General features: G+C 56.6%; 16 protein-coding genes. 10 read left to right on the top strand and 6 right to left on the bottom strand.

Annotation, left to right across the window (positions count from 1 at the left end; genetic code table 11):
• Window positions 1–18: 18 nt before the first annotated feature.
• Complete coding sequence (locus ACNKH3_RS06560) at window positions 19–1683, bottom strand: DUF4080 domain-containing protein (protein WP_420208679.1); 1665 nt, start codon at window positions 1681–1683, stop codon at window positions 19–21.
• Between the two features lie 35 nt (window positions 1684–1718).
• On the bottom strand, window positions 1719–1904 hold the full coding sequence (locus tag ACNKH3_RS06555; RefSeq protein WP_420208678.1) for a hypothetical protein: 186 nt from the start codon (window positions 1902–1904) through the stop codon (window positions 1719–1721).
• Between the two features lie 110 nt (window positions 1905–2014).
• Here ACNKH3_RS06555 and dnaN point away from each other — a divergent pair, with 110 nt between their 5' ends.
• Entirely contained in the window at window positions 2015–3163 is a 1149-nt protein-coding gene (gene dnaN / locus ACNKH3_RS06550; RefSeq protein WP_420208677.1) for a DNA polymerase III subunit beta, read from the top strand.
• Window positions 3163–3894 (top strand): biotin--[acetyl-CoA-carboxylase] ligase, encoded by a 732-nt coding sequence (locus ACNKH3_RS06545; protein ID WP_420208676.1) that lies wholly within the window; start codon window positions 3163–3165, stop codon window positions 3892–3894. The genes dnaN and ACNKH3_RS06545 overlap by 1 nt, the downstream gene beginning before the upstream one ends.
• Window positions 3895–4027: 133 nt before the next feature.
• Here ACNKH3_RS06545 and clpA read toward each other — a convergent pair whose 3' ends face one another.
• The 3 genes from clpA to holA all read right to left on the bottom strand — a co-directional run bounded on the left by clpA (window position 4028) and on the right by holA (window position 8195).
• Window positions 4028–6319, bottom strand: a complete 2292-nt coding sequence (gene clpA, locus ACNKH3_RS06540; protein WP_417915759.1) for an ATP-dependent Clp protease ATP-binding subunit ClpA — start codon at window positions 6317–6319, stop codon at window positions 4028–4030.
• A gap of 51 nt (window positions 6320–6370) precedes the next feature.
• Entirely contained in the window at window positions 6371–6688 is a 318-nt protein-coding gene (gene clpS / locus ACNKH3_RS06535) for an ATP-dependent Clp protease adapter ClpS (protein ID WP_417915758.1), read from the bottom strand.
• Window positions 6689–6848: 160 nt separating this feature from the next.
• On the bottom strand, window positions 6849–8195 hold the full coding sequence (gene holA, locus ACNKH3_RS06530; RefSeq protein WP_420208675.1) for a DNA polymerase III subunit delta: 1347 nt from the start codon (window positions 8193–8195) through the stop codon (window positions 6849–6851).
• A gap of 64 nt (window positions 8196–8259) precedes the next feature.
• Here holA and ACNKH3_RS06525 point away from each other — a divergent pair, with 64 nt between their 5' ends.
• The 4 genes from ACNKH3_RS06525 (at window position 8260) to ACNKH3_RS06510 (ending at window position 11275) form a co-directional block, all read left to right on the top strand.
• On the top strand, window positions 8260–8670 hold the full coding sequence (locus ACNKH3_RS06525) for a DUF4160 domain-containing protein (RefSeq protein WP_420208674.1): 411 nt from the start codon (window positions 8260–8262) through the stop codon (window positions 8668–8670).
• A gap of 2 nt (window positions 8671–8672) precedes the next feature.
• Window positions 8673–8948 (top strand): DUF2442 domain-containing protein, encoded by a 276-nt coding sequence (locus tag ACNKH3_RS06520; RefSeq protein ID WP_420208673.1) that lies wholly within the window; start codon window positions 8673–8675, stop codon window positions 8946–8948.
• 365 nt (window positions 8949–9313) lie between these two features.
• A complete protein-coding gene (locus tag ACNKH3_RS06515) occupies window positions 9314–10852 on the top strand; it encodes a reverse transcriptase domain-containing protein (RefSeq protein WP_420208672.1) in 1539 nt (512 codons plus the stop codon).
• A gap of 72 nt (window positions 10853–10924) precedes the next feature.
• The gene (locus ACNKH3_RS06510; RefSeq protein ID WP_420208671.1) at window positions 10925–11275 is read left to right on the top strand and encodes an asparagine synthase-related protein; all 351 of its coding nucleotides are present in this window, start codon (window positions 10925–10927) and stop codon (window positions 11273–11275) included.
• Window positions 11276–11605: 330 nt separating this feature from the next.
• Here the strand turns inward: ACNKH3_RS06510 and ACNKH3_RS06505 are convergent, their stop codons facing one another.
• Window positions 11606–12436 (bottom strand): 1,4-dihydroxy-6-naphthoate synthase, encoded by an 831-nt coding sequence (locus ACNKH3_RS06505; RefSeq protein ID WP_420208670.1) that lies wholly within the window; start codon window positions 12434–12436, stop codon window positions 11606–11608.
• A 202-nt stretch (window positions 12437–12638) separates the two neighbouring features.
• Between ACNKH3_RS06505 and ilvD the strand changes: the two genes are divergently transcribed.
• From ilvD to ACNKH3_RS06485, 4 genes are all read left to right on the top strand, one after another.
• Window positions 12639–14471, top strand: coding sequence for a dihydroxy-acid dehydratase (gene ilvD / locus ACNKH3_RS06500; protein ID WP_420208669.1), 1833 nt, complete (start codon window positions 12639–12641; stop codon window positions 14469–14471).
• Between the two features lie 355 nt (window positions 14472–14826).
• A complete protein-coding gene (locus tag ACNKH3_RS06495; protein WP_417916494.1) occupies window positions 14827–15900 on the top strand; it encodes a hypothetical protein in 1074 nt (357 codons plus the stop codon).
• A gap of 108 nt (window positions 15901–16008) precedes the next feature.
• On the top strand, window positions 16009–16392 hold the full coding sequence (locus ACNKH3_RS06490) for a hypothetical protein (RefSeq protein ID WP_420208668.1): 384 nt from the start codon (window positions 16009–16011) through the stop codon (window positions 16390–16392).
• Window positions 16389–16586, top strand: a complete 198-nt coding sequence (locus ACNKH3_RS06485) for a hypothetical protein (RefSeq protein WP_417916496.1) — start codon at window positions 16389–16391, stop codon at window positions 16584–16586. Before ACNKH3_RS06490 ends, ACNKH3_RS06485 begins: the two co-directional genes overlap by 4 nt.
• The last annotated feature ends 19 nt before the right edge of the window (window positions 16587–16605 follow it).

The following is a 16605-nucleotide window of genomic DNA, read 5'->3' as shown; positions in this document are numbered from 1 at the left end:
GCCGTTTATGCAGTTTTCTCATAGCCCGCTTTTATCATCCGGCAGCACCACCGCCCGGCAATGTTTCAGCACCCCGCCTGTCTGCTCCGGCAGCAAAGCAACAATGCCCGCCCTTTCACCCAAACCAAGAACCGCCATCGCCTCGGCGGACAACTCCAGCAGGCTGGTCTGTTTGAGAAATTCTGTTCGCGTCCTGCTGCTGAACAGACCCTCAATCGCCTCCGGCAAAGTTTGGCGCAGGCGGTCGCGCAGCGCGGCAGGCGGCGCACTTGCCAGCTCCTCCGGCAGAAAACGGTGGCCGCAGCGCAACCAGTCGTAGCGGAGCAGATCCAGCAGCAACGGGCCATCGTCGCGTTGCCGGGCCAGCTCGGCCAGCAGGCTGCTCATCAGGGCCTGCGTATGTGCCAGCTGGAAGAAACCGCGCTGGCGGCAGAGTTCCAGCAAGCTGTGGAAAAAGCGGAACGGCTCCTCGCCGCGCTGAAGCAGACACGCCCAGAGCGAGGGGAAAAAGCGGTTGTTGTGAAATGCCTCCGCGCATTCGCAGAACTCGTGCAGCCCGCGCAGCTCGTCGTGACTGAGCCACTTGTTCGCCAGCACCTCGTAGGGCGGCTCGGCGCAGTGGAGCAGGCCAAATTCCGCTGCCCGCGCCTGCATCTCGGTTTCCGGCAGCACCTTGAGCAGGCCGAGCTGAACATGATGCGGTCGGCAGCGGAAAACCCGGTTGAAAGATTCACGGAAGCTGGCTGCGTCTTCAAAAGGCAGACCGAGAATGAGATCAGCGTGAATGTGGATGCTGTTCAGCGCGATCAAGCGGCGGATGTTCGCCTCAGCTTGCGGCAAATCCATCTGCCGCCGGACAGCGGCCAAGGTCGCCGCATTGCAGCTCTGAATACCGATCTCAAATTGAAACAAATCGCAGGGCACTTGTTCCAGCAGAGCGAACAAATCTTCAGTGAAACGGTCAGGGGCAATTTCAAAATGAAAGCGCACGCCTTGCCCCTCGTCGAGCAGGAAACGCCAAATCGCGGCGGCCCGTTCCGGCTTGTCGTTGAAGGTGCGGTCAACAAACTTGATGATCAGCGGCTTGGCGGCAATCAGGCTGCGCAGCTCCTCTTTCACCAGCTCCAGCGGCTTGTGGCGCACGCCTTTGGAAATGGACGATAAACAATACGAGCAGGAGAACGGACAGCCCCGCGAGGATTCGTAATAAACCTGCCGGTTTTTCAAATGCGTGCTGAAATCCTCCGGCTTGTACGGAGACGGAAAGCTGCGGCTGGGCGCGGCCTGATAGCGCGGCTTCAGCGTTCCGCTGCGCAGATCGTGGAAAAAATCTTCCTCCGCGCTTTCTATCTCACCGATAAAAACCGTGCAGTTGGGCGGCAGATTGGTCATCGCCGCAGCCTGCGGTCCGCCGAGAATAATCGGCAGCTCTGGCCGCAGTCGAGCCAAATCGTTGATCAAACGGCGGACATAGGCGTGATTCCAGACATAGACCGAGAAAAGTACAGCATGAGCAGGCTGGCCGCTGATCCGCAGCAAGGTCGCGTAATACGGGTCGTTGAGCGTGAACTGGCTGAGGCGGACTGGCAGTTCCGGCAGGCGGCGTTCCAGCTCGGCCCGCAGGCAGAACTGGGCCAGACAGGAGTGGGTGTAGCGGCAGTTCAGGCTGATCAGATGGAGCATGGGCGCGCGGGGGTTGAGTTCCCCGCAGAGTTACCTCAATCCGGGCGGAATTGCAACCGGCAGGAGAAGAAAAGATCGTCACCACGGCGGCGAATTGGTATATTTTCTTCTTCAGCCCCTGCGCCGCCCCCTGTTGAAAACTTGTTGATAACTTGTTCACAACCTGTTGATAACTGGCGGGCAGGCCGGGAACGGCGCGAGTTTTCAACAAAAGAACTCACAACTTATCAACAGGCTGTCTTTATTGAATTCAGCAGCTTAGGCCGCTTATCAACAAATCAACAGCCCCAATATCAACAAACTTTTCTATATAAACAAAGGAGCAGTTGTCATGCCGTTCAATTTCAACATCGCCCGGAAAGACCTGTTGGACGCGGTCAGCGCGCAGCAGAACATCGCCAGCAAAAAGGGCACATTGGCCATTCTCTCCAACGTCCTGCTGGAGGTTGGCAGCAATGAGGTGGTCTTCACCGGCACCGACTTGGAGGTGAGCCTGCGCCAGACCGTGTCCGCCGAGGTTTTTGAGCAGGGCAGCCTGACCTTGCCTGCGAAGAAGCTCTTTGAGCTGGCCCGCGAGTCCCGCTCGGAGACCGTGAATTTCAAGGAGGAGGAGAAAAACTGGGTGCGGATCAGCGCGGGCAGCAGCACCTACCGCCTCGCGGGCATGGTGAGCGAGGAATTCCCCCAGTTTGAACACTACGACGAGCAGGCACTGGCGGACATCGAGGCCGAAGCGCTCTGCGACCTGATCGACAAGACCAGCTTCTCCATCGCTGCTGACCGCGAGAACATGTACAACCTCACCGCCGCCCTGCTGCAAAAGCGCGAGGAGGAGGGCAAGACCATGCTGCGGATGGTCACGTCCGACGGCCACCGCCTGAGCATCATGAACCGCGAGGCCGCCGCAATGGCCGGGCTGGATTTCGGCCAGAGCATCCTCATTCCGCGCCGGGGCGTGCAGCAGCTGCGCAAATTCTGCGAGGAATTGGACACCTGCCGGATGGGCGTGGAGCAGAAAAAGCTGGTGCTGAAAAGCGACAGCTCGGTTCTCATCATCCGCCTGATGGAGGGCGATTTCCCGGATTTCGAGAACATTCTGCGCTCGCTGCCGCAGGACAACAGCATGATCATCAACAAGAATCTCTTCCTCGAATCGCTGAAGCGGATCAACCTTTTCACCGAGGACATCTTCCACGCCATCCGCTTTGAGGCCCAAGGCAACCGGCTGATTCTCAGTTCGGATAATGCAGATTTCGGCTCGGCGCGGGATGAGATTGAGATCACCTACAGCGGCCACGACCTCTGCATGGGCTTCAACTGTCGCTACTTCATCGAGGCTTTGTCGGTGCTGGAAGGCGACGCGCTTTCCGCCTCAGTCAGCTCGGACGAAAGTCCCTGCCTGATCAGCTCGGCAGCGGATCCCGGCTTTCTCGGCATCGTCATGCCGATGAAACTGAGCAGCCCGCCGTCCATCGCCTGATGCTGCTGCATCATTTTTCAGTCCTCGGATCCACCAGCAGCCATGCCCTTGATCTTGCCCGTCAAGGCGCGGAGCAGGGCACGGTGGTTCATGCCGATCAGCAGAGCGGCGGGCGCGGGCGCGGCGGCAAGCAGTTCTGCTCGCCGCCCGGCGGTCTGTATTTCTCGCTGATTCTGCGGCCAGAGCTGGAGCCTGCGGATTTGCCGCTGCTGACTTTGGCCGCCGGGGTCGGCTTGGCCGCTGGCCTGCACAAGGCGGCAGGTGTGCAGCCGCTGCTCAAGTGGCCGAATGATCTCTATCTTGCCGAGAGAAAGCTCGGCGGCATTCTCACGGAAAGCGGGCCGCTGCGGGCTGGTCTGCCGGAATTTGTCGTGATCGGAGTCGGCATCAACGTCGCCGCATTGCCGGAGGATTTCCCGCCGGAGCTGCGCAACAAAATCATCACCTTGGCCGAAGCAGGCGCGGTCATCAGTCCTGCCGAGCTGCTGCCGCTTTTGGTCAATGAGCTGCTGGCCGCGCCGGAGCGGCTGAAAGAAGACAAGGTGGCGGTGCTGGCCGCGTGGCGGCAGAGGGATTATCTCCTCGGCAGACCGCTGGAATATGACAGCGGGCAAGGAATGACTCCGGCGGTCGGCGCAGGGCTTGCTGAGGACGGACGGTATGTTATACTTGACCGCTGCGGCGGTGAACGCCGGGTGACGGCTGGGGAAATACGTATGAACACGAAATGAATGCAATCATCTTGACGCATCTCGGATCAGCCGCAAAAAAATGACACGCTGCATCCGGTGCATGACTGTCAAGTTGCGCATGGAAGAAAAAACAGCAGGCTGCGGAGGAACTGCGGGCAGCCTGCCGGACGGATCAGGAATATTCGAAGGTGATTTTGCCTTTGCTGCACCCGACCTGCACCTTGCCGCCCTTGCTCAGTTTGCCAAAGAGGATTTCTTCGGTCAGCACGTCGCCGATCTCCTTCATGATCAGGCGGCGCATGGGCCGCGCGCCGAAGGCCGGGTCGTAGCCCTGTCCGGCCAGCCATTTGCGGGCCGCCGTGGTCAGGCTGATGCGCACGTTCTTGTCAGCCAGCTGTCCTTCCAGCTCATGGATCATCTTGCCGACAATCTGCTCCACCGCTGTCATCGGCAGCGGATGGAAGGTGATGATGCTGTCCAAGCGGTTGCGGAACTCCGGCGAGAAAAGATTTTTCAATGCCTTCTGCTCCTTGCCCTTGGAATCGCCGGTGAAGCCGATAGTCCGCTCGGTCATCTCCCGCGCGCCCGCGTTGGTGGTCATGATCAGGATCACGTTGCGGAAATCCGCCCGCCTGCCGCTGTTGTCGGTCAGGGTGGAGTGATCCATAACCTGAAGCAGGATCGAGAAGACATCCGGGTGCGCTTTTTCGATCTCATCCAGCAGCAGCACGGTGTGCGGGTGCTTGCGGATCGCGTCAGTGAGCAGGCCGCCTTGCTCAAAGCCGACATAGCCCGGAGGCGCACCGATCAGCCGCGAGACCGCGTGCTTCTCCATGTACTCGCTCATGTCGATCCGCTCAAAATGAACGGAGAGCGACTGGGCGAGCTGGCGGGCGACTTCGGTCTTGCCCACGCCGGTCGGTCCGGCGAAAAGGAAGGAACCGGCAGGGGAGTTGGGATTGCCCAAGCCTGCTCTGGCCCGCTTCACCGCCCGCGCCACCTCGATGATGGCCTCGTCCTGGCCGAAAATCACCGCCTTCAGGTCGCGCTCCAAGTGACGCAGGCCCTCGGTCTTGTTATTGACCTTGGAAACCACCGGCACCCGCGCCATTTTGCCGACAATGGCCTCGACATCGGCCAGCGTGACGACCGAGCCGGTCTTTCCAGCCAGGCGCATGGCCGCGCCGACCTCGTCCATCACGTCAATGGCCTTGTCCGGCAGGAAGCGGTCATTGATGTAGCGGTTGGCCAGCTCGGCGGCGGCGGAAATCGCCGCTTCCGAGTAGGTGAGCTGATGGTGCTGCTCGTAGCGGGGCTGAAGGCCGCGCAGAATGGCGCAGGTGTCCTCCACTGACGGCTCCTCCACATCAATTTTCTGGAAGCGGCGCGACAGGGCGCGGTCTTTCTCAATGTGGTTTTTATACTCCTCGTAGGTGGTCGAGCCGATGCAGCGCAGGCTGCCCGACTGAAGCGCGGGCTTGAGCAGATTCGATGCGTCCATTGAGCCGCCGCTGGTCGCGCCTGCGCCGACGATGGTGTGCATCTCGTCAATGAAGAGGATGGCCCGCTCCATTTTCTCCACCGTGTTCACCACCGCCTTCAGCCGCTTCTCGAAATCGCCCCGGTACTTGGTGCCAGCAACCAATGCGCCCATGTCGAGCATGTAAATCGTCGTGTCTTGCAGCAAAGCCGGAACGAATTTGGCCGGATCGGGCTGCTCGCTTTTGCGGGTCACGGCATCCTCATGAATACGCAGAGCCAAGCCCTCGGCGATGGCGGTCTTGCCCACGCCCGGCTCGCCGACTAACAGCGGGTTGTTCTTGCGGCGGCGGCAGAGCACCTGCATCATCCGCTCCAGCTCCTTGCCCCTGCCGATGAGCGGGTCAATCTTGCCGCTGGCGGCCAGCTCGGCAAAGTTGACCGTGTACAGCTCCAGCGGATCCTCGCCCTCGGCTTTCTTTTTCTGCTCCTTGGCTGGGCTGTCCGGCTGCTCGGCCTGGCGGGCCATGGGCAGCGGGCCATTCTTGGGCGCGCTGCTCTCAGCCATCTGGTGGGAAAGATACTCCATCACCTCCATCCGGCCCACGCCTTCGCTGCCGAGGAAATACACGGCATGCGAGTCCGGCTCGGCGAAAATGGAAACCAGCACGTCGCCGGTGTCCACCTCGCGCTTGCCCGCGCTCTGAACATGATTGACCGCCCGCTGCAAAACACGGTTGAAGGCCACAGTCTGGGACGGCTCGGCCTTGCCGGTCTGGAGCAGGGGAATGCCTGCGGAAAGGAACTCTTCCAGCCGCTCTTTCAGCGATTCATTGCTGCCGCCGCATTTTTCAATAATTTGAGTGGCGGTTTCATCATGGAGCAGTCCCCAGAGCATGTGCTCGACTGTCACATACTCATGCCTCTTCGATTTCGCTTCTTTGATGGCCTTGATGAGGGCCAGCTCTAATTTTCGACTTAACATGATGGCCGCCTTCTATGTGAAAAATTTAAATTCCGGTTCATGCGCGGCTGCTCAGGCCCGCTCCAAGGAGCATCTCAGGGGAAACTGATTCTTCCGGGCCAGCTGATGCACTTCCGCGACCTTGGTTTCGCCGATTTCACGGGTGTAGACACCGGCCACGCCTTGGCCCTGATGATGGACGTTGAGCATGATGGCAGTGGCCTCCTCCGTGCTTTTGCCAAAAATCATCTCCAGTATCATGACAACAAAATCCATTGTCGTGTAGTCGTCGTTGTGCAGAAGCACCTTGTAGTAGGGAGGCTCTTGGAGCTTCTCCCGGTCTCTTGTCAAGGTCTCTTCACGTGTTCCTGAACAGGTGGTGGTGCCCATGCTGCTGCTGACCGCTGTGCTGAATTTGCGCCCCGGCTGCTTGGCCCGCGCGCAGGGGCCTGCCGGAACAGGAAAAAAACGCTTCCTATCTGTATTGTATAATGCCGCGCCTCAATTTTGCAAGTTCCCTTTCTCTGATCATGATTTTATCATGATGTTATCATGTCCTTATGCTCATGGCCAAAAGCAGGTGCTGCACCACAGTGTCGGCGGCCACCGGCGATCCTTTCAGCCGCCGGTCAGCGGCGAGCAGGAGCTGCATCCAGTGCCGGAGCAGCGGCAGCGGAAATCCGGCGGCGGTTTTGAATTTCATATACAAAGCATAGGGATGGCCGGACAGCTCGCTCTGCCAGCGCGGATTGGCCTTGAGCAGCGGCAGGCACTGCTCCTGAAAGACATTGGCCGCGATGCCGGGCCGCCAGCGGTACTGCTCCTGCTCCAGCAGCGAGCGGAAAAGGAGCAGGCTGCGGACGTAATTGCGCAGGGTTGCCAGCACCGCCAAACCGTGGATGCCGTTTTCTTGCAGGCGGCCCGCGATGAAGAGGGCTTTTTCCAAATTTTTATTGCCCACCGCCTCGGTCAGCTCAAAGACCGCCTCCTCGCGGGTGCGGCCCACCATGCGGTTGAGGTCGTCGAGCGTGATCCGAGGCGCGTCGCCGACCGAGAGAATCAGCTTTTCCGTCTCCATCACCGCCGCCGCCGGATGAAAACCGACCCGCTCCAGCAGCTGCTCGATCACGCCCTTGTCCAGCGTTTTGCCGAACTCTTGCAGCGTCTTGCCGATTTGCTCGCGCAGCACGGCCTCCTGCTCTTTTTTCGCCTGCGACGAGGAGCCGGTGTCCACGCTCAGATCGAGCACGGCAAATTTCGCGCTGAAGGATTTATACAGCTTCTTGCGCTTGTCTAGCTCCTCAGCCAGCAGGAGCAGCGTATTGTTCTTGGGCAGGCCGCTTTCCAAGGCCGCCAGCAGCAGCTCGCCCGCGTCTCCGGCGGAAAGACCGGATTTAACCGCCTCCATCTGATCAAGCAGCGTGCCGGTCCAACTCAGATTGCCTGCGGGCTTGGCAAAACCGAAGCACTTTTTCCATTGCTCCTCGCTCAGGCTGCCGGGATCATCCGCGCTGTCTAATCCGGTAGCAGCGAGCATGGCCCGGAGCTGCTTGGCCGCCTTGTCCGGGCTGCCTTCCTCCCAGGCTTTGACCGCCTTTTTCCAGATGGCCTCAGCGACATTCTTAGAATGGAAAATCCTGCTGCCGTTGACTCGGAAGACCTGCCTGCCGCCGAGCAGGCTGAAGCTGCGTAGCTTGGCCAAGGTGCTGCCGTGGTCTTCGCTGTCGCCATCAATGGCATGTACCGTGCCGCCCTTGGTGCAGAGGGCCGTGCAGACTTGCTCGGCAGCCTGCTGGCAAAGCGAGCGTTCGCCGAAAAGCAGCAGGGCCGGGCACGGCGCGCCGCCGCTAATCTCGCGGAGCAGGTCGTTCAGCTTGCTGCGGTCGTAAACGGGCATGGACGGGCGGAGTTCGGATTCAGGATCAAGCCTTCAGCATGGGGTTTAGCACTGACAGACGGGATTGTCAAAAAATAAAAGCCGTTTTCTGCCGGTCTGCGGCGGCGGGAGAGCTGCCGCATCTTCCCTGTTGACAAGAACGGCGTTCGGTTTTAGTCTCTGGGAGTGGTGCAGCCAAGCTGCTGAGGGTTTGCCCGTTTACAATTTACAGCCACGAAGAATGCCAGAAATTTGCCGATTTCACGGAATTATCATTCGGATGTTCTTGATTGACAACGAGCATCCGCCACGGCATATCCACATAAAATATGGCGAATATGTTGCAGTGATGGAGCTTGAGAATATGAACATCATAGAAGGCAGCTTGCCTAAACGGTGCCGTCAGCTTGTTCGAGAATGGGCAGAGATTCATCAGCAGGAACTTATAGAGATGTGGGAGACTCAAAATTTCCATCCAATTAAGCCGTTAGAGTAACAATGAAGCTGGAAAGTTTTAAAAATTATGGATTCAATTTTTTGTTGTTTTTTGCAAATGGAGAAATGTTTACCGTTGACATTCATCCTCTTGTTGGAAGATACATTTCAGAGAGTGATCTAAATTCAGCACGAATTGATTCCGAATGGGGTTGCCTCGAATTCTGTAACGGAATTATTGATATTGACCCGACAACATTATATCGTTATGCAGTTAGTTACGGTTATTCCAAGCAGCATAAAGGCAGCGGTGAACGAAGCGAGCAGATAATTTCGTGAAAATTTTGTTTACTCAATAGAGAAAATGAAGTATTGTTGTGTCTGGGGTGTGAAAGCAGAGCCAAGTAGTACGTTTCTTAACCGTCGCCTGGCCTGTAGGGGTCAGGGATCGTTTATTTGAGTAGCGCAAGGATTATTCAGCCAAAGATTGGTTACTATCCCGACAAACTCGATCAACGATGCTGTGTCCATGTTATCTTCTCTCCTTGCCTGCGTCATCGCGAGCGTAGTGGTACATAATAATAGCACAGTGATTTGTATCCCAGCGTGAAGGGGGTGGCACTACAGTTATAGTGTCGAAGTAGCATGTACTACTTACTATGGCAAGCTCCCTGATATGCTTCTGCTTTCATGCCCCAATTTTTATGAAACGAATAAATGACTGGTTCAGGATCAAAAAGTATCCTCACATTGGACTTCCGCTGGTTGAATCGGATCGTCTTTGGGTCGAGAAGTATGTAAGCAACCCTGCAAATGTCGCCAAGCACGCCTTCTTTCCTTTTATCCATCGGACAATGCTAACTCGGAAATTCAGGAAAGAGTACGACGAGTTTACTGACGAGATAACCAATGAAGGACTGCGCAAGAAAAGTGAAAAAATTCGTGAGATATTCTATGCCAACCATATAGACTCAAACGTCTTCAGTTATTACACGACCAAGATTGGAAAAATCTATGAAGAGGAACTGGTTCGTCGAAATCTCTCGGACTTTGTAACGGCCTACCGAAACATTCCACATCCGACAAAACGGCGCGGAATGAACAATGTTGATTTCGCAGAAGAAGTATTCTCGTTCATTCGGCGGCAAAAAACACCAGTCCTCGTGGCCATAACATTTGACATAAAGAGCTTCTTCGACAATCTGAATCACTTACGACTGAAATACGCTTGGGCCAGCCTTCTGCGGCTTGAACGACTACCTCCAGACCATTATAATATTTTCAAAGCTATTACCAAGTTTTCGTTCATAGATATCAAGTCGTTATTTAATGTGACCAAAAATGATTTGATTAAATATGGAAAGTCTGGTGCGATTGAACGAGTTGCGGTTAAAGATATTGAAAATCTAAGAAACCAAGAGATCGTCGCATTCTGCACGACAAAAGAGTTAAGGTCGAAAATTCGACCTGCTGGAATTATAAAAGCAAATAAATTCATCAAAAATACTGACGGAACGCTATCGAAGTCGAAGCGCGAGAAAGGAATTCCCCAGGGTTCCCCAATAAGTTCCATCCTTGCTAACTTATACCTTATGGACTTTGACTCGAAAATAGCAGAGGCAGTTAAAGAGTGCGGCGGTCTCTACCGGCGATACTCTGATGATATTGTTGTAGTAACACCTGAAAGTTCAGGGGAAAGACTCTGCAACTTGGTGCTGACCACGATAAAAGAATACGATCTGGAAATTCAGGCAAGCAAGACAAATTCATATAAATTTCAGTGTTCACCACAGGGTTACGTCTGCGGCAAAATTCTCCCAAATGGTAACCTAAATATAGGAAGAAGATTTACCTATTTAGGTTTTGAGTTTAACGGTAGTTTCACGTACTTGAAATCGTCAAGCTTGTCGAGTTTTTACAGAAGAATGAAAAATTCAGTTAAGCGCGGATCTTTCTACGCGAAATTTTCAAATTACGAAGATGGACGTGGAGAAATATTTAGACGAAGACTGTTTAAAAAATTTTCTTATCTTGGTGCAAGAAGAAAGATGCAGTGGGATTTTAATGAGGATGAAAAAAAGTGGAAAAAGTCCTACCGACATGAATGGGGAAACTATCTGACGTATGCAAACATGGCGCATTTCAATATGAAGAACAGTAAAATTAGAGGGCAGGTTCGTAATCACTGGCTCATACTGAACCACTTCATCAAAAAACATGAGGCAGTAGCAAAAAAAATCTAACGTCAAGTTCGAGCGCGACAAAAAAACAAGTGCCATCATCATCGTTTTTTACTGTCTGCACATACTTCACAAATGATTCCCTCCGCTCGTCTCATCGGCATCGCCCTAAGCGGCGGGGTTGACTCCACAACCGCCGCCGCTCTGCTGCTGGAGCAGGGCTTTGCTGTGCAGGGTTTTTTCATGCTCCTGCTGCCGGAGAGCGGAGAACATGCCGCCAAAGCGCAGGCGGTGGCTGATCAGCTCGGCATTCCGCTGCATCTCGTTGACCTGCGCGAAGAATTCCGCCAGCAGGTCATCGCCGCCTTTGCCGCCGCATGTCCTTATTCTTGCCGATGCCGGATATCAGGGAATTGCAAAAATTCACAAAAACAGCAGAACGCCGTTCAAGAAAGTCTAACAGGACTTATGCAAGAGGTCTACTGAAGCACCTTTACCCGCAGGGCAAACGCATGACTTTTATATTTGAAATAATATCAAACAGATAACATTTTTCGTGTATCTTGCATGCAAACTATAAAATTTCAAATGATTACAGGGTTAAAGTTGCAATATCTTGATTTTATTTAATATAAAAAACACATGGCTTGAAATTGTAACTAATTGAAATTGTTCGTGTTTTATTTTTTACTGTTTAACCTTATAAATTCATTCTGAAAGTCATGCGTTTGCCCTGCCTTTACCCGTCAATTTAGTGTTGCAATAATAGTCACCTCTGTGGCCGGGCTTCAATCCTGCTCTTTGTAGTCGGGCTGTTTAAGAAGTGAGCCAGGCCGAGGGCGAAAACAGTCCAGCCTCCTGCCCCCGGCGCAGCAGCTCCCGCACCGCCGCCCTGCCTTCCTCGCCCAAGCTCAAAGAAAAGTTATTCACATACAGGCCGATGTGCGCGGCAGTCACCGCCTCGTCCAGCTCTTGGGCGTGCTGGCGGATATAGCCGAGGCAGTCTGCCGGATGCGCCTGCGCCCAGCGGATGCTGGCAGCGATCGCTTGTTCTATCTCCGCCGTCAGCTCAGGCATCAGGCTGCGGCGGGCGGCTATGCAGCCCAGCGGGATCGGCAGGCCGGTCTCCTCCTCCCACCATGCGCCCAAATCCTGCACGCAGCGCAGCCCCCGCGCCTGATAGGTGAAGCGGCTTTCATGAATGACCAAGCCCGCGTCTGCCTCGCCTGCCAGCACGGCATCCATGATCCGGTCAAAACGCATGACGATGGCGCGGCAGGGCTGGCCGAGAAAAAGACGGAGCAGCAGGGCGGCGGTGGTCAATTGGCCGGGAATGGCGACCGTCCATGAGGAGGCTGGCCCGCTGCCAGCCCGCGCTGTAACCAGCAGCGGCCCGCAGCCCCTGCCCAAGGCCGCGCCGGAGTCCAGCAGGGTGTAGCGATCGAGCGCATGGCCAAGAGCGTGGACGGAGAGTTTGGTCACATCAAGACGGCCTTGCATGGCCCAGCTGTTGAGCGTCTCCACGTCTTCAAGTGCTGGCTGGGCAAAGCGGAGATGACGGAGCGGGATGTTTCCCTGCGTCAGGCCGCAGAAGATGAAGGTGTCGTTGGGGCAGGGCGAATAGCCGAGGGTGAGCGGCGCGGTCATCTGAGGCTGAAAAGGGAGCGGCACAGAGGATGCCGACGTTGTTTTTTGTCTGAAGCAGCAATTCAGCTGCGGGACAAGATACCATATTTTCCGCAGCAAAGTCCACAGTCAGGAAAATTATGTTCCCGCCAGCCTTGGCGCGGTGTACAGTGTGCGGAAAACAATGGGCAACGCAGCCCGCAGCATATAAGGAGAAACAATCATGTCCATCCCCCTTCGCAGCAGCGAGACCACCCAGGGCCGGAGAATGGCCGGAGCGCGCGCCCTCTGGCGGGCCAACGGCATGACTGAGGAGCAGCTCGGCAAACCGGTCATCGCCGTGGTCAACTCCTTCACCCAGTTTGTGCCTGGCCACGTCCATCTGCATGAGATCGGCCAGCAGGTCAAGGCGATGATCGAGGAGCAGGGCTGCTTTGCGGCTGAGTTCAACACCATCGCCATTGACGACGGCATCGCCATGGGCCACGACGGAATGCTCTACTCGCTGCCCTCGCGCGAGCTGATTGCGGATTCAGTCGAATACATGTGCAACGCCCACAAGGTTGACGGCATGATCTGCATCAGCAATTGCGACAAAATCACGCCGGGCATGATGATGGCGGCCATGCGGCTGAACATCCCGGCGATTTTCGTCTCCGGCGGGCCGATGGAGGCAGGAAGAATCAAAGGCAAGGAGCGCGGCTTTGACCTGATCGACGCGATGGTCATGGCCGGAGACAGCACGGTTTCCGACGAGGAAGTGGCGGAGGTGGAACGCTGCGCCTGCCCGACCTGCGGCTCCTGCTCCGGCATGTTCACTGCCAATTCGATGAACTGCCTCAACGAGGCGCTCGGCTTGGCTCTGCCCGGCAACGGCACGGTGGTGGCCACCCACGTCAATCGTCTGGCCTTGTTCGAGAAAGCGGCGCGGCGGATTGTCGAGATGTGCGAGGCGTGGTACGGACGCGGCGACGCTTCCGTCCTGCCGCGCTCGATTGCTGCCAAGGCGGCCTTCTGCAACGCGATGGCCTTGGACATCGCCATGGGCGGCTCGACCAACACCGTGCTGCACATCCTCGCCGTCGCCCACGAGGCGGGCGTTGACTTCACCATGCAGGACATTGACGCGCTCTCCCGCAAGGCGCCAAACCTCTGCAAGGTCTCGCCCTCCTCGCACTATCATGTCGAGGACGTGAACCGCGCCGGCGGCATCCTCGGCATCATGGGCGAATTGGACCGCATGGGCCTGCTGGACACCTCTGTGCGGCGGGCCGACGGCCTGACCTTGGCTGAAGCCCTTGACCGCTTCGACATCATGCGCCGCAGCGCGGCCCCGGAAGCCTTCCAGCTCTACGCCAGCGCGCCTGCCGGAGCGGGCCGCAACTTGGAGCTTGGCTCGCAGAACAGCGTGTACGAGACCTTGGACAATGACCGCGAGAAGGGCTGCATCCGCAGCGCGGCCCATTGCTATTCGCAGGACGGCGGCCTTGCGGTGCTGTACGGCAACATTGCCGAAAAAGGCTGCATTGTCAAAACCGCCGGAGTTGACCCGTCCATTCTGCATTTCCAGGGCAAGGCCAAGGTTTTCCACTCGCAGGAGGCGGCCTGCGAGGGCATACTCGGCGGACAGGTCGCAGCAGGCGACGTGGTCTTCATCCTCTATGAAGGGCCGAAAGGCGGGCCGGGAATGCAGGAGATGCTCTATCCCACTTCCTATTTGAAGTCCAAGCAGCTCGGCAAGCTCTGCGCCTTGGTCACGGACGGGCGCTTCTCCGGCGGCACCGCCGGGCTGTCCATCGGCCATGTCTCGCCTGAGGCGGCTGGCGGCGGCGCGATCGCCTTGGTGCGCGAGGGCGACCTGATCGACATCAACATCCCGGAGCGCAGCATCAATCTGCAAATCAGCGCGGAGGAGCTGGCCCGCCGCCGTAAAGAGGAGGAGCTGCGGGGCGCTGCGGCCTTCACGCCGCAGCGGCAGCGCAAGGTGCCCAAGGCGCTGAAAGTTTACGCGCAGTTCGCCGCCTCGGCGGACAAGGGCGCGGTGCGGCTGATTTGACGCGCTTGCAGGGGCGAAAGATTTTTCGCCCCTGCAATCAGGCGAGGCATTTTTCACTCCCGCAGCATCACTAAAAGCACTCCCGTGCAATCCGCCATCGCACTGAAGAAGTATCCACCATTGCACTCCCGTGCAATTCATCGTTGATCGAGAGAAGTATCTGCCGTCGCACTCTCGTGCAACTTGCAGTCGCACGGGAGTGCAATCACCATAAGCACGCCCGCAGTCCGTCTTTCTGCATTCTTCAGCACGGCTGCGTCATATTTTCCTTGACAGGCATGTCGCACCGCTGTATTTTGCCAAAATCAGCAGCGTCCCACCTCGCTTATCCCGCCTTTTTCACAGGAGAATAATCATGGCCACTCTGCAATGGCGACCAGCAGTCAACGCGCTCACCAAACCTGTTTCCTGCCGCATTCAGATCATTCCCCGAAACATCGCGGGCTACGAGGAAATGGCCGCTGACATCTCCGCCGCGCATCCTGTTTACAACGCCGATCTGGTGCGCTCGCTTGCCCCGCTGATCATGGACTGGGTTCAGGGGAGGATGATCAACGGCGATCAAGTCACCCTGCCCAATGCCTTTATCTTCGGAATCTCCGCCCAAGGGCGTTTGGCCAGCCCTGACGCGCCCCTGCCTGATGATGAGGACATGCTCCAGGCGAGCATCAGGGGCACCCGTGATTTCATGCGCAGACTGCGGGCGGAAGCCAAGCTGGAACGCCTGCCCATGAACGAGAAGCTCCCGCACATCAACTCGGCTGAAGACACCAAGCTCAAGCTGCCTGACGTGCTCAACCCGGCTGGTCTGCTGCGTCTGACCGGCAGCAATCTGTACTTTGACGAGGACGACCCGGATTGCAGCTGCGTGATCCGGGGCACGGCGGGCGGCGAGACCAAGCAGAGCACCTTCGGCACGGTCTCCAACTCCGAGATCCTGCTTGCGCCCGACATCCCGGCTCAGCCCCACCCGTGGAACAACGAATACACCATCATCCTGACCACCCAGTACACCGAACACGGCACCCCGCGCACCGGCACCTATCAGCGCAGGCTGCGCAGCCCGCTGGCCGTTCCCAATCTGGGGCACCCGCATCCGCCTGAGACCGGCATCCTCACCGGCAGCGCAGCCGCGCCGCATGTCGTGGTCAGCGGCGGCTCGGTCTCGGCCAACGAACGCCTGCGCATTCAGGTGATTCAGGACTTGGTCGAAGAGCGGCTGCTTTTCTCGCTCACCGACATGAAGGATGACGGCGCCAGCGGCGCGGAAATTCCAGTGACGCAGAACGGAGAATACACTCTGCCGGGTTTCATCGGCTCCGCCGTGAGCAGCTTGGAAATCAATGTGAACAATTACGCCGCACTCTGGGAGATGATCCGCAACAGCTATCAGGGCAGGCTGGTGGATGTGCTGGATGTGGCGGTGTAGATACGGTTGCGTGATGAGCAATGCCTCACCATTGTCAGCATCTGAAGAAGCATGAAGTTATACCTTGATGTCTGCGCCATCTGTCGGCCTTATGATGATCAGCGGCTGATGCGTGTTCGGCTGGAAACAGACGCGGTTCATCTGATTTTGAGCAAGATCCGGGACGGAACATATCAGGCTGTTGCGTCCCGCGTGCATACTCTGGAAGTATCGGCAATATCAAACTTTGCTGAACGGATTGAGCTGTTGACCCTGCTGGCAAGATTTCAGTCAGACGTTGCAGTTGATAAAGCACAGGCAGCAAAGCGGGCCGAGCAGCTGCACAGCTCAGGATTCGGGCTGGCTGATTCCGCTCATTTAGCGTATGCTGAAGTGACAGCCGATGTCTTCATCACCTGTGATGACAAGCTGATCAAAAAAAGTCGCAAGGAAGATGTGCGGGTGTCTGTTTATAACCCGATTGAATTTGTTCTAAAGGAGGAACTGCAATGAAAGCTGCTGTCTTTCTGGCTGAAGAAGAGCTTATAAGAAAAGCTGCTGAAATACTCATCGAGAAGCTCGGCGAGGTGGAGGCCCTTCGTTTTCTTGCCCTCCCGAAAACGAAGAGAAAGGAATCTGTTGAGAGACATAGAAGCTGGCAGGAGAGTTTAAAGAAAGACGAGTTCTTTGCTGAAGCCTTCAAATAAGAGCGACACGTTGTTTCTG

The sequence above is a fragment of the Candidatus Electronema sp. JC genome (assembly GCF_048287365.2).
Lineage (GTDB): Bacteria > Desulfobacterota > Desulfobulbia > Desulfobulbales > Desulfobulbaceae > Electronema.
Note: the sequence above shows the minus strand (reverse complement) of the source record. Positions and strands in the feature narration are given on the sequence as shown.